The sequence below is a fragment of the Oceanospirillum sediminis genome (assembly GCF_014164585.1).
GTDB lineage: Bacteria > Pseudomonadota > Gammaproteobacteria > Pseudomonadales > Halomonadaceae > Oceanospirillum > Oceanospirillum sediminis.
In genome coordinates, this window is the sequence record NZ_JACJFM010000031.1 from 1 (window position 1) to 13,078 (window position 13,078).

The 13,078-nt window shown below is 46.5% G+C and carries 10 protein-coding genes; 4 read left to right on the plus strand and 6 right to left on the minus strand.

The genetic code is table 11. The features are described 5' to 3' along the window. The first annotated feature begins 280 nt into the window (after positions 1-280). The gene (locus H4O21_RS18375; protein WP_182810349.1) at positions 281-2,497 is read left to right on the plus strand and encodes a CHASE2 domain-containing protein; all 2,217 of its coding nucleotides are present in this window, start codon (positions 281-283) and stop codon (positions 2,495-2,497) included. 70 nt (positions 2,498-2,567) lie between these two features. On the opposite strand, the gene H4O21_RS18380 is transcribed toward H4O21_RS18375, so the two are convergent. The 4 genes from H4O21_RS18380 to H4O21_RS18395 all read right to left on the minus strand — a co-directional run bounded on the left by H4O21_RS18380 (position 2,568) and on the right by H4O21_RS18395 (position 8,564). Beyond that, positions 2,568-4,010 (minus strand): SLC13 family permease, encoded by a 1,443-nt coding sequence (locus H4O21_RS18380; protein ID WP_368737569.1) that lies wholly within the window; start codon positions 4,008-4,010, stop codon positions 2,568-2,570. A gap of 331 nt (positions 4,011-4,341) precedes the next feature. Then, positions 4,342-5,724: a sigma-54-dependent transcriptional regulator gene (locus H4O21_RS18385; RefSeq protein WP_182810350.1), complete on the minus strand. Its 1,383-nt coding sequence runs from the start codon at positions 5,722-5,724 to the stop codon at positions 4,342-4,344. Next, on the minus strand, positions 5,717-7,501 hold the full coding sequence (locus H4O21_RS18390; protein ID WP_220495734.1) for a sensor histidine kinase: 1,785 nt from the start codon (positions 7,499-7,501) through the stop codon (positions 5,717-5,719). The genes H4O21_RS18385 and H4O21_RS18390 overlap by 8 nt, the downstream gene beginning before the upstream one ends. 178 nt (positions 7,502-7,679) lie before the next feature. Further along, entirely contained in the window at positions 7,680-8,564 is an 885-nt protein-coding gene (locus H4O21_RS18395) for a DMT family transporter (RefSeq protein WP_220495735.1), read from the minus strand. Positions 8,565-9,131: 567 nt separating this feature from the next. Between H4O21_RS18395 and H4O21_RS18400 the strand changes: the two genes are divergently transcribed. Both H4O21_RS18400 and H4O21_RS18405 read left to right on the plus strand, forming a co-directional pair. Further along, on the plus strand, positions 9,132-9,383 hold the full coding sequence (locus H4O21_RS18400) for a hypothetical protein (protein ID WP_182810352.1): 252 nt from the start codon (positions 9,132-9,134) through the stop codon (positions 9,381-9,383). 179 nt (positions 9,384-9,562) lie between these two features. Then, a complete protein-coding gene (locus H4O21_RS18405) occupies positions 9,563-9,862 on the plus strand; it encodes a hypothetical protein (protein ID WP_182810353.1) in 300 nt (99 codons plus the stop codon). Positions 9,863-9,925: 63 nt separating this feature from the next. Here H4O21_RS18405 and H4O21_RS18410 read toward each other — a convergent pair whose 3' ends face one another. Further along, a complete protein-coding gene (locus tag H4O21_RS18410) occupies positions 9,926-10,834 on the minus strand; it encodes a DMT family transporter (RefSeq protein WP_182810354.1) in 909 nt (302 codons plus the stop codon). A gap of 268 nt (positions 10,835-11,102) precedes the next feature. On the opposite strand from H4O21_RS18410, the gene H4O21_RS18415 reads away from it, so the two are divergent. Then, a complete protein-coding gene (locus H4O21_RS18415; protein WP_182810355.1) occupies positions 11,103-12,008 on the plus strand; it encodes a helix-turn-helix domain-containing protein in 906 nt (301 codons plus the stop codon). A gap of 68 nt (positions 12,009-12,076) precedes the next feature. Here the strand turns inward: H4O21_RS18415 and H4O21_RS18420 are convergent, their stop codons facing one another. After that, on the minus strand, positions 12,077-12,922 hold the full coding sequence (locus tag H4O21_RS18420) for a DUF547 domain-containing protein (RefSeq protein ID WP_255487368.1): 846 nt from the start codon (positions 12,920-12,922) through the stop codon (positions 12,077-12,079). Positions 12,923-13,078: the final 156 nt, after the last annotated feature.

Sequence of the window (13,078 nt, forward strand, 5' to 3'; positions counted from 1 at the left end):
TGCTCTTCAATGTCTGTTGCTATGCATAAACTGACAGATCTCAACTATTCGTCAAGGTAGCAAATAGTTGAGAGCGGGCTGAATAGTTACGCGGCTTTTTTATTTTCTGCCTTTTCTTTTTATCCATAATAAGCTGATGAGTCTCTTTATCGTGCTCAGGGTGTGGATAGTTTATGCGTCTTCCCTTCTTCTTTTATCCACATGCTCTGCCCTGCCTGTTTTATTCACAAGCTGTGATATGCTGAAAATAACACTGAACTCTGCAAAAGACGGAAATGGCATGGATAAATCAAAAAAGCTGTTAACCCGTATGATACGCCCTCTGGGCTGTCTGCTGATTCTGTTTGTGTTTCTGATGCACAGTACCGGCACCTGGCGTATTGAGTTCTTTGAGCGTCTGGAACGGATAGCCTACGATATCCGCATCAATATGACCTTGCCAGGGGAGGGTGATCCTCAGATTGTGATCGTCGATATTGATGAAGACAGCATGAGAGAGCTGGGACAGTTTCCCTGGCCCAGGGAGTATCTGGCCGAGCTGATATATCGTTTGTTTGCGGAATATGAAGTCAGCACTGTCGGGTTCGACATCGTGTTTGCTGAACCGGATCGAAGGGGAGCCAGTGAAGTGCTGGGCCGGATGCTGGAAGAAAAACCAGAACTGGAAGAGATATTATTGCCTTTGATGGCAGAAATGAACGGCGACCAGCAGTTTGGTGACATCCTAGCTCAGGTGCCAGCTGTACTCGGGTTTTACATGGATCGTGAAAGTGAAGATAGTACCCCTTCCGTGGGTGATCTGCCTGAACCTCTGGAAATTATCAGTCCGGTGTCTCCGGATCTTTTACCGATACCGGAAGCGTTTCGTTTTAGCGGTAACCAGCCCATTCTGCAGAATAGTGCGTTATCCGCTGGTTTTTTTGATAATCCTCTAGTGGGTTCGGATGGTATTTTCCGTCGTGTACCTATGTTGCAGAAATATAGAGGCCAGTATTATCAGTCTCTTGCTCTGGCGATGATGAGAAGCCTGCTGGATATGCCTCCCGTGGAGCTGATTGTTTCCGGGGATGAAGAGAATCCTATTCTGGAAGCACTGGATGTTGGTGGTTTTCGGATTCCGGTTGATAATCAGAGTGGTGCTCTGGTGCCTTACTATGGCGGACGAGGTACCTTTGAATATATTTCAATTGTGGATATTTTCCGTGAAGAAGTGCCAAAAGAGCGCTTGCAGGGAACTATTGTACTGGTCGGTGCCAGTGCGCCGGGCCTGCTGGATCTGCGAACCACGCCTATCGAAAGTGTGTATCCGGGAGTAGAAGTACACGCTAACCTGATCGCGGGTATTCTGCAGCAATCATTCAGGCATCAGCCTGCCTATACCCTGGGTGGAGAGGTTTTGCTGATGCTGCTGATTGGACTGGTACTGACCTTCGCTCTGCCCAGAATGCCACCTCTTTTGATTCTTGCGGGGTCTTCTGTTCTGTTTATCAGCCTGTGGTCACTGAATCTCTGGTTATGGGAAGAGTATAACTGGGTGTTTCCATTAGCGGCTTCTATGTTACTGGCAGCTGCTTTAATTGCTTATCAGCTATCTTATGGCTATCTGGTAGAGTCCAGAGGAAAGCGTCAGCTGACCCGGTTATTTGGCCAGTATGTGCCTCCTGAACTGGTAGATGAGATGGATCAGGATCCATCCAGTATCTCTCTTGAGGGTGAAAGCCGGGATATGACCGTACTGTTTTCCGATGTCAGGGGATTTACTACCATTTCTGAAGGTCTGACGCCTGAGGAGCTGACGCGACTGATGAACGCTTTTCTGACGCCTATCACGGGCGTGATCCATGATCACAGGGGCACCATTGATAAATATATGGGCGATGCGGTGATGGCCTTCTGGGGAGCCCCGCTGAATGACCCTGAGCATGCCAGTCATGGTGTAAAAGCCGGACTTGAGATGATTAAAGTAATGGAAGAGCTGGGTCCGGAATTTAAAAAACGGGGCTGGCCTGAACTACGGATTGGTGTCGGACTGAATACCGGAATGATGAATGTGGGCAACATGGGATCTGAATTCCGTATGGCTTATACCGTATTGGGTGATGCTGTGAACCTGGGCTCCCGTCTGGAGGGTTTAACCAAGCAATATGGTGTTGACCTTATGGTGAGCGAAACAACCGCTGAGGCGGCATCTGAGTACGAATACCGACAACTGGATCTGGTGCGGGTAAAAGGTAAGCATGAACCGGTAGCGATTTTTGAACCCCTTGGTCTGAAAGGGATGCTGGATGAAAAGACGGTTTCCAGACTGGAGCGATATCATAATGCGCTGGAGCATTTCCGCAATCAGGAATGGGGATATGCGGAACGGGTACTGGATGAACTGAAACAGGAAGACAATCACTTGCTGTATGAGGTGTATCTGGAACGTATCCATCTGTACCGGGAAAATCCTCCGGGGGCTGACTGGGATGGCGTCTTTACCCATACATCCAAATAAAGACAATCAGGTACTTTCCTTGTGGGGAAAGTACCTGATTTTTATCGGCTCTCTATTCCAGAATGATAGATTAGTAGCCAAAAACAGCAGGTGCCAGATAGATCGTTGCCAGAGTAATCACCGCAATAGCGATGATATTCAGCAGGAACCCGGCGCGTATCATATCTTTCATCCGAATCAGGCCTGATCCGAATACAATGGCGTTCGGTGGGGTGGCTACAGGCATCATAAAGGCGCAGCTGCAGGCAATGGCTGCCGGAATTACCCAGACCAGAGGTGTGCCTGTCACCGACTCGGCAACCGGGCCGAGCAGGGGCAGAAATCCGGCTGCTGTTGCTGTATTACTGGTGATCTCTGTCAGGAAGGTAATCGCCGTGGTAATAATCAGTACGCTGAAAATCAGTGAAACGGCGCTGGCTCCTTCAATCTGATGAGCAATGAACTCTGCAAGTCCTGAGCCTTTAATCTGGGCCGCCAGTGTCAGGCCACCACCAAACAGAATCAGAATTCCCCAGGGGACCTTTTTTGCGCTTTCCCAGTCCAGCACTCGCTCATTACTGCCGGAGCGTACCGGCAGGGTAAATAGCAGAATAGCCGCAGCAATGGCGATACCAGTATCGGAGAATGCCAGTCCTGTCACCTGAGCCAGGTAAGGGCGGAATATCCAGCCAAGAGCGGCAAACAAAAAGATAATCAGTACTTTTTTCTCTCCGGCACTCATGTCACCCAGAGCACTTAATTGCTGTTCAAAGACTGCCCTGGCGCTGATACTGCCTGCTTTATCTACTTTATAGCTGACGCGAGTCAGCCAGAACCAGCAGATTGCCAGCATGGTGACTGATACCGGCACACCGAGTTTCATCCAGTCTGAGAAACCGATACTGATGTTATAGCTGTCTGACAGATAGGCGGCCATGAGTGCATTGGGCGGTGTGCCGATCAGAGTGCCAATACCGCCAATACTGGCACCGTAGGCAATGCTCAATAGCAGCGCTTTGCCAAAAGCATCATTCTCCGGGTCCCTGTCTTTAACGATCTGAATCACTGACAGAGCGATGGGTAGCATCATGACTGCGGTGGCAGTATTGGACATCCACATTGATAAAAAAGCGGTCACCAGCATCATACCCAGAATCTGTATGCTGGGGCGGGTTCCGGCCAGCAGCATGGTTTTAAGGGCAATACGTTTATGCAGGTGCCATCTCTCCATGGCGATAGAGATCAGGAAACCGCCTAAAAACAGGTAGATCAGCGGGTGAGCATAAGGGGCAGACACCGCTTTAATACTGGCAATGCCTGCCAGAGGGGCAATCAGGATAGGTAATAACGATGCCGCTGGGATGGGTACGGCTTCTGAAACCCACCAGCTGGCCATCCAGAAGGCCAGGCCTGCGGTTCGCCAGGCTTCAACGGAAAGGCCTTCGGCAGGTGGTTCGGTCATTAATGTGATCAGCATGACCACCGGGCCAAGCAAGAGCATCAGCCAGGGGATCTTTCTGGTTTGGTCGGTCACGTTCTTTTCCTCGTTAAGGATTATTTTTTTTGTGCTGACGTCTTATGAGCAATCTGGATGCCAGAGCCTGTTTCAAAGATTTTAGTTTATTAAAATCAGATAGTTACTTTTATTCAGAGGTAGCAGTTATTGATGATTGGGAGGATTTCCACACAGAAAAAATTCTATTTTTGTCACTATTTCCGCACATCAACAGAGATAAAGTCAGAACAGATACTCTATGATGTGAAATTAGATGTGGCTAATGAAGTCAGGCGCTGTACAGAAGGGAAAAATCAGGCGTTATATCGGTGAATTATAAACAGATATCCTAAGGTGGATGCTGAAAAACTCAGTTGTTGCCTCTGGTATAACGGCTACGTTCCAGTCCATATTTCGCCATTTTGTCATAGAAGGTTTTGCGAGGCAGGCGGAGTATCTCCAGGGCCTGCTTTACTGAGCCAGAGGTTTGTTGTAAGGCATCCTCCAGCAGTGATTGTTCATAAAAAGCCACTTTTTCAGACAGGCTTAAGTCCTCACTGAAGGCCGGTGATGTTGCACTGGATGACAGCTGAATATCAGTACCCAGAAGCACATGACGTTCAGCCGTGTTTCTGAGCTCTCTGACATTGCCTGGCCAGTCATAACTGATCAGCTGTTGTAGCTGATTGCTGTCCAGTGGCAATAGTGACTTATGAAAACGATTGGCTGCAATAGAGCTGAAATGTTTAAACAACAGGGGAATATCGGCTTTTCTGGCCCGTAATGGCGGAATATCGACTTTGACCAGATTCAGCCGATAGTAGAGATCGTGGCGGAAATCTCCCAGGTCAGCTTGCTGCAGAAGATCGGTTTTGGTCGCTGCAATGATACGAATGTCCAGATCGATCGCTTCATTGCTGCCAACCGGGGTGACTTTGCGTTCTTCCAGTACTCGCAGCAGTTTGATCTGTAATGATAGTGGAGTGGCTTCGATCTCGTCCAGAAACAGTGTGCCCTGGTGGGCAAACTCAAACTTACCGGCACGATGCTCTTCTGCTCCGGTATAGGCACCTTTTCTGACGCCGAACAGCTCGCTTTCGATCAGGTTTTCTGGAATAGCGGCGCAGTTAAGGGCGACAAAATTGGCCTGTGCTCTGTGGCTGTGTTCATGCAGAAAGCGGGCAACCAGTTCTTTCCCGGTACCGGTTTCACCGTGAATCAGTACATCCGCCGGAGTATCAACCACCGCATTGAGCAGACTCATCATCTCCTGCATGACAGGGGTATCGCCCAGAATTCTGACGCCGGGTTCTTTGTTCTGACGCAGCTGGTCTTTCAGCTGTCTGTTTTCCAGTACCAGACGACGCTTTTCCAGAGCCCGGCTTACGGTATCGGGCAGCGTTTCATTAACCGGTTTTTCGACAAAATCATAAGCACCCTTATGCATGGCCTGAACAGCCATAGGCACATCGGCATACCCGGTCAGCAGTATTACGGGTAACTCGCTGTCCAGGGCGGTAATTTGCTCCAGCAGTGACAGGCCGTCCATATGGGGCATATTGATATCGGTAATAACAATACCGGGAAACTGCCTGTTAATACGATCCAGGGCTGTTAAAGCACTGGTATAGGTGTGAACCTGATAACCTTCCAGCTCGAACAACTGACGCAGAGAATCCCGGATGATTTGTTCATCATCAACAATAATAATATCGGTTAACTCTGCTTTGTTGCTGAAAGGGAGATCAGCCATGAAAAGGTTCCTGTTTCAGTCGGATCGTAAAGCTGGCGCCCTGCTCTGATGCTTCGGCACCAAGCTCACCATCAAATGAACGGATAATATTCCGGGAAATGGATAATCCCAGTCCCAGCCCCTTTTCAGATTTAGTTGTAAAAAAGGGTTCAAAAATGGCATCCCTGAGCTCTTTATTCAGTCCGGGACCGGTATCCGTGATCTTTATGATAACCCATTTTTCGTGATTATCCTGTGAGTGCTGATCAGTTTCCGGATAAATCCGGATATCCAGTATTCGATCGTGATTTTCCGGAATCTGAGACATCGCATCGCAGGCATTAGACAATAGATTAACCAGCACCTGTTCCAGACGAATACTGTCAGCCTGTACCTGATAATCACCGGCAGATTGCTGCAGGCAAATATCATGCTGCTTTAATTGTGGGCCGATAATCGTCAGAGCGTGTTTCAGGCTGGTGATGACCGACACACGGCCTAAACGAGCTTCATCCTGACGACTGAACTGTTTAAGTTGGGCAACAATGCTATGCACACGCCGGAGCAGACTTTCAATAATGTCCAGGTTATCCCGTGCTTTGTCTGGCATACCCTTGTCCAGCATCCTGCGCGATGTCATAAGATAAGTACTAATAGCACTGAGAGGCTGATTGATTTCGTGGTTAATGCTGGCTGATAACTGGCCAACGGTGGCCAGTCTGGCGGTCTGAACCAGTGCATCACGAGTGGCTTCCAGCTCAGCTGTACGGGCAGATACTTCCTGTTCAAGACTGGCCCGTGTAAATAGCAATTGTCTGTATCCGGCAAGACGTCGCCAGAGATAGTTACCTGCCAGAAACAGTAACAGGTATCCGGCAGTCCCCAGAATAAGCCAGGTATAAAGCGAATCATCAGCAGAATCTTCGGCGATTAATACTGCCAGTTTCATTCTGAGCAAAGGTAACTCTGACTCACTGTAGATATAACGTCTGGAGTGAGAAGGAGAAAGGTTGTCACTCAGTTGCCAGAGCGGCGTGTTATGTATGACTGATTCTTTTTTCAATCCCGGCAGGATTTGCTGATTCAGGTCAGGATAGCGCCGGGACTGATCAATCTCAGTCCAGCTGTGCTGCCCGCTTTCTTGAATTTGTTTGAGCTGCCAGGGAATGAAGTTAGAGATAAAAACAACCTGATCTTCACCCCAGGCGATAAAACGAATGGGGTTGTCGTGTATATCGGCTAACAGGCCTGAATTCTGTTCGAACCGATTAATCTCCATTTTAAAGGTAACGACACCAGCTACTTTCTGATTCAGGTAGATCGGAGCAGAAAAGAAAACACCACGTTCACCGGACTTAAGCCCTAGCGCATAGTAGGATGCACTTTGTCCCGAGGCGGCTTTACGAAAGTAAGGACGGAATGAAAAGTTACTGCCAATAAAACTTTGTCCTGTCATATAGTTACTGGATGCGATTACCGTACCGCTTATATCCATCAGATAGATTGCATGGTCACTGCCGCTGCTATGGGCAATCTCCAGCAGAAGATGATTCAGATCCGGATTAACCCGATTATCTGATAAGCTTTTTATAATCATGTAGTTACTGGCTAATAACTCTGGAATAGCCTGAAAGCGGTTCAGTTCATTATTAATGTACTGACTCAGTTTATCAGCATGGTAGTCAGCCAGTTTTTGCTGCTGGATATGCTGAGCTCCGGTGATCAGGTAAAAAATGATACTCAGTAAAATAATCAGACCAGTTATTCCGGCCAGCAGGGTCAATCGCAGATATCGCATAAAATATATAAAGATATAAGTAATATGGTTTTTATGTCGTATTTTGTTGTATTCTGCCCTGGAATAGTGCGATCAGAAAGATAAATTCTGCCTTATCAGCTTATTTTGTCTCAACATTGTCTTCATCGGGCAGCTGAAGAAAGCATATCTTTGTTGTCAGAGGGTACGGGATAATCTTCTACTTTATGCTTACTGAGGTTCTTTTATAAAAAATGACAAGGTTGCCCATGATGACCAGGCAAAAGCCGGTTATGTTGATTTCATTCCATTCATAGTTTTCAAAAATAGTCGATATTCCCAGAGCAATAGCCGGGAACATAACGGTACTGTAAGCCGCTTTATCTGCTCCTGTACGGCCTACAAGCATCAGATAAGCCGTAAATCCAATCAGAGTGCCTGGAATAGCCAGATAAATGAGTGACCATAGATAAACAGGATCTGTACTCATATTAAACTGACTGTCTTGTATCAGAGCCAGAAGTGTCAGAATAAGAGTGCCATACAGAATACTCCAGGCATTGGTTGTCGGAGGACGCAGGCCTTTTTTCTGATGATGGACTGAAATCATATTGCCGGATGAGAACAACCAGGTTCCTGCCAGGCATAGGAGTATGCCTGAGATAGTGTCTTGCTGGGCGTCATATTGTAATTCAGGCCAGAACAACATAGATATGCCGCATAGTCCGATAATGGCTCCTGTCAGCATTTGCCGGGTTGGCAATATACCGAACCACAAGCGGTTATTAAGCATATTCATCACAGTGGCGATTGAAAAAACAACAGAAGCCAGTCCACTGCTGATATAGGTTGTTGAAAGGTAAAAGCAATAAAAGTTCAGCCCGAAAAGGCATACACCCTGAATCATACAAAGCAGATGATCCTGAAATGAGAGAGCCTGTAAACGTCGACTGAGCACGAGCAGAGGGAATAACACACTACCGGCCAGCAGAAAACGATAAATGATTGAAACTTCGGCGGCAATATCGCCCTGTTGTAGTTTAATAGCGATCCAGACAGAGCCCCAAATCCCGACTGTGACGATGTACAGGATCAGTGTCAGCATGGTGGAGTTCCTTTTATTGTCTGGCCGGATTTTCAAAAGCAGTCACTGTGCCTGAAAGAAACCAGATAAGTCCAGTTTTCTATTTCGTTTGATCAGTCATGAAATAACAACGTTCCGGGTAAGTTCCCGGTGCTCATACCCTGTTTGCTCCTATAGTTGGAGCAAACAGAAGAAAATCTCGACAATTTTTGTTCAGGCGCTTAACTGATGCCGTATACCCTGAGGCTTTACATAGAAAATATCGGAGCAATTTTATTTATGAATGTATATCTGGCTATAAAGCTGTTTTGAAAAGGTACTGAGATATACATTGATTTATATCAGGGAAAGCTTTTTTATATGCAGGGTTTCAGTATTGATACTGATAAAAACTGATTTTTCACCTGTCAGATTGATAGTGTAAGAATTTGTTTTATTGGGAAGTGCTTATTTATATGTTAATTGTGTTAAAAAGTATTGAAAGATGTAACCGGGTATAATACATTCTGAAAAGATACATGGCAGAGCCGCGTTTCATAATAGCAATCTTGTGCGCATGCTCAGTGGGGCAAAGGACAGGTACGGGTGATGGAAAAAACACTGAAAATTGATATTAGTGCGTTCAGAACTCAGAGTGACCAGAGTGCTCTGAATGAGCGAAGGGTAACCCCTTTGTCAGCCTGTAACCCTTATGACAGAAAGCCTGGGGAAAATAGTCATTTTGATTACTGGGCCAGAATAGAAGGCGCTGATAATGAATATGGTTTCAATTCACCAGAAGAGCTTGCCCGCATTATCGTTCATACTCCCGAAGTTATGAATATGATTAATGATAAATAAAATCATAAATCAATCAGGATGGCAGACTGATGAAAGAGCGATTTATTTTTAAAGAAAGAAATCAGTACAGTAAAATAAAATCTCTTTTGATATTTGCTTTGATTCTATGTTGTTATTTGTGGCTTTGCCTGCATAGTGGTTTTAGCCAGCTTTCTGATATAGTAAATAATAATACCGCGATGGTATTTTCTCTGGTTACTCTTCTTTCTTTTTATACTTCCGGCAGAGAGGCCAACGACTATGAATTTGTAGTCACCAGAATAAAGTTTGCTTATAAGTTATCGGTCCTTTCTTTGTTCTGTGTGATCTCTTTGTGTTTGCTGGATAACCAGGGCGCTGTTGTTTTATTTGGTTATGGACTGAAGTTTCTGATTGTTCTGCTGGCTATGATGACGGCATGCCTGATCGATATTTTCTGGTTTACGCTGGCCAGTAAGCTGGCAGGTGCCAGACGATCAGATATCAGTACTCATCATTAAATCTGAATTAAGGCCTGACAGTACAATTGCTGTCAGGCCTGTTTTTTTGCTTCCAGTCTGCTCTTAACAGGGGCTGGCGACTCTATCTTTTTGTAGCCACTGTGGCAGTCGGGCAAAAATCATCACATTGCCCAGCATAACCAGAGCAAAGCCAGCTGCTGCCAGAGATGTCCACTGATATCCCTCATAGAAGGTTGATACTGTCAGGGCCACCGCTGGAAACATGACTGTACTATACGCCGCTTTATCTGCCCCGATACGTCCAACCAGCATCAGATACGTGGTAAATGCAATGACAGTGCCCGGAATAGCCAGGTAAAGCAGAGACCAGAGATATTGAGGTTCTGAACTGAAGCTGAATTCAACACCCTGAATTATGGCGGTAATGCCCAGAATCATCACACCGTAGAAAATACTCCAGGCGTTAGTTGACGGTGGTCGCAGGCCTTTTTTCTGGTGGCGAACAGACACCATGTTGCCACTTGAAAATAACCATACCCCTAATGCACCTAATGATGCACCAAACAGTACGTCCTGGTTAAAGCCCCCTGCTGTTATTTCAGGCCAGAACAATAACGTAATGCCGGTCAGGCCTGTAACAGAGCCAATCAGAGTACGCTGAGTCGGGCGAGTACCAAACCAGATGCGGTTATTAATAACATTCATGACCGTTGCCATAGAGAAAATGACTGAGGCCAGTCCACTACTGATATAACCTGTTGCAGTGTAGAAACAGTAAAAGTTAAAGCTGAACAGACAAGCTCCCTGAAGTACGCAGAACAGATGATCCTGGATATCCAGTTTTTGCAAACGCCGACTGATCAGCAGAATTAAAAACATGGCACATCCGGCCAGAATAAAGCGATAGATAATAGAGGCCTGTACTGCCACATCACCAAGTTGTAATTTAATTGCGATCCAGGTAGTACCCCAGATCAGCACTGTAGCCAGATATAAACCTGCATTGAACATGATGTCTTCTCCGAGTATCAGCTAACAGGAGATAGATAGCGAACCAATCTCCTGTGAACAAAGAACTATCATGCCGGTTATAGCTACGGATAACTTGCATCATTCTGCGCTTTTTACATATTCTTGCGCTTTTTTGTCCGTATCTGCCGTTTTATGTCCTGTTATGACCTTGAGGCAGGCTAACAGCAGCAGTAGCATACAGGTCTGCAGGCATAAGATGATAAATCGGGTTATGCCGGTGATAATTGACTAAAGTAAGGTACCTTGAATGTCTGATCATACCCTGAAAGCCGGGCCAGCCTGTGTATCTGAACCCGTGTATCATTGCCTGTCTCAGACTAATGCTCGACTGGAAGTGCAAACGGAACTGACCAATGGCACCAGTGCGGCAATATGGGACAGGGATGATATTGATCTGACCCATTATCAACATCCGGGGCACCACACGCTAAGCTGTTATCTGGATGGAGGTCATGACATTCGAAGGGTTGATCAGCGCCGTTCCCTGAGTGGCAGAGGCCCCGGACGTATCTGTCTGATGCCATGTGACCATGAATCCAGCTGGGATGTGTATGGCAGAATTCGTTTTATGCATCTGTACTTTTCAGAGCAGCATCTGAAATCACTGGCTGGTCGTATTCAGGATAAAGGCAGTGATAATCTTCAGCTGCAGGATCTGACCTTTATTGATGACAGCTGGATTCGTAGCTTATGTCAGCAGGTGATTATGCCTATGAACTGGCAGGATAATGCTGACCGGCTGGCGCTGAGCAGTGCCAGTGATATGCTGATGGTGCATCTGTTAAAGCATTATTGCAGTGATTATCGTATCCGGCAGGATGTGAAGGGTGGCTTGTCGCCCTGGGTTCAGCGTCGTGTACTGGAGTTTATTGAGATCAGTCTTGATCAGCCATTGAGCCTGCAGCAGCTGGCGTCCATTGCAGAGTTAAGTGAATATCACTTTGCCCGCATGTTCAAAGTGTCTTTTGGTATGTCGCCACACCAGTATGTAACAGAGCGTCGACTGAATCTGGCAGCACGGCTGCTGACTGAAAAAACGTTTTCTCTGGCAGAGATTGCACTACAGTCCGGTTTTTCCAGTCAGAGCCACTTCAGTAAACGCTTTAAGGATTTTTACCGGGTTTCTCCGGCGGCTTATCGTAAAGCTCATTAAACGCGCTGGAATGCTTTCCTTAACGATATTGCCTGTAGCCAGGGCTGTGTATCTGCTTCAGGATTATCTTAATGGCGTTTATTCAGTTTCCAGTCATAGGATAAAAAATCGATATCTGTTTTATTCTGTTGCAGACGAAGGCTTTGTTCCTGTGTCAGGCCCAGCGCATCACTGTAAAGAGCAAGGAAGGTTGCCAGAGAGTCAGTATTACGCCAGCCCTGTTCAAAATCTTCCCGGTACCATTTAAAAATACTGGAGACCTCCAGTTCATCATCATTTAAGCGGTTGCGGGTACGATCCATAAGAAACCCTTGTGTCGCCTGTTCCAGCTGTTGTTCCAGCTGATCGCCGGTGTACGCTGTTCTGGCCAGTGCCGGACAGCCGATACTGGCGCAGTTAACGGCAAAATGAATTCTGGGTTCGTTATATCGACCAGAGCCCCGAATCAGCCCGTGTTCAATATCATCCAGAGAGCGCACCTCTCCCAGTAGCGGGATAAACTCCTTTTTCCAGGGCGAACTGAACAGTGAGCCCAGATCTTTAATTGAATCCAGCTCCGGGTAACGGGTCAGTATCAGCTCAACAGTCCAGGCATTATAAGCATTAATCAGAAACGCAAGCTGTTCTGTTTTCTCCCATTGATCAAATTGCTTCTGAGATACTTCCGCCAGCTGATTCAGATAAGCCTTCAGATTATCCCTATGCTGATTAAAACCTGCATAGTCGACTTCTGTAGCCTGACCTCCTCTGAGTTCATAGACATGATGCTGTAATAATGATTGCCAGGGGGTGTGGTCAAAGCGTTCAGAAGCCAGAACAGAATGGCTGAATATTAATGAAGCCAGAGCAAATGGCATCAGTAACTGAACAGGCCATTTTCTGAAGGTAAACAAGTGTCGGTTTACTTTGTACATCGGGGATGCCCCTGCGATCGGTAACCTTGTCAGAATGATAGGAACTTGCAGAATGCTTGCTTCTGTTTATCCTGATGAACATATCACTGATAGCTGTATACGCCTGAGCGGTGTATCCGGATGCATTTGAATATCTGCGTACTTATCGACTCGGAT

Bases quoted from the DNA above. Each gene is read 5' to 3' on its own strand.
- H4O21_RS18405 (WP_182810353.1), top strand. From the start codon at position 9,563: ATGGTATTTTCTCTGGTTACTCTTCTTTCTTTTTATACTTCCGGCAGA.
- H4O21_RS18415 (WP_182810355.1), top strand. From the start codon at position 11,103: ATGTCTGATCATACCCTGAAAGCCGGGCCAGCCTGTGTATCTGAACCC.
- H4O21_RS18385 (WP_182810350.1), bottom strand. From the start codon at position 5,724: ATGGCTGATCTCCCTTTCAGCAACAAAGCAGAGTTAACCGATATTATT.
- H4O21_RS18400 (WP_182810352.1), top strand. From the start codon at position 9,132: ATGGAAAAAACACTGAAAATTGATATTAGTGCGTTCAGAACTCAGAGT.
- H4O21_RS18375 (WP_182810349.1), top strand. From the start codon at position 281: ATGGATAAATCAAAAAAGCTGTTAACCCGTATGATACGCCCTCTGGGC.
- H4O21_RS18410 (WP_182810354.1), bottom strand. From the start codon at position 10,834: ATGTTCAATGCAGGTTTATATCTGGCTACAGTGCTGATCTGGGGTACT.
- H4O21_RS18420 (WP_255487368.1), bottom strand. From the start codon at position 12,922: ATGTACAAAGTAAACCGACACTTGTTTACCTTCAGAAAATGGCCTGTT.
- H4O21_RS18390 (WP_220495734.1), bottom strand. From the start codon at position 7,501: ATGCGATATCTGCGATTGACCCTGCTGGCCGGAATAACTGGTCTGATT.
- H4O21_RS18395 (WP_220495735.1), bottom strand. From the start codon at position 8,564: ATGCTGACACTGATCCTGTACATCGTCACAGTCGGGATTTGGGGCTCT.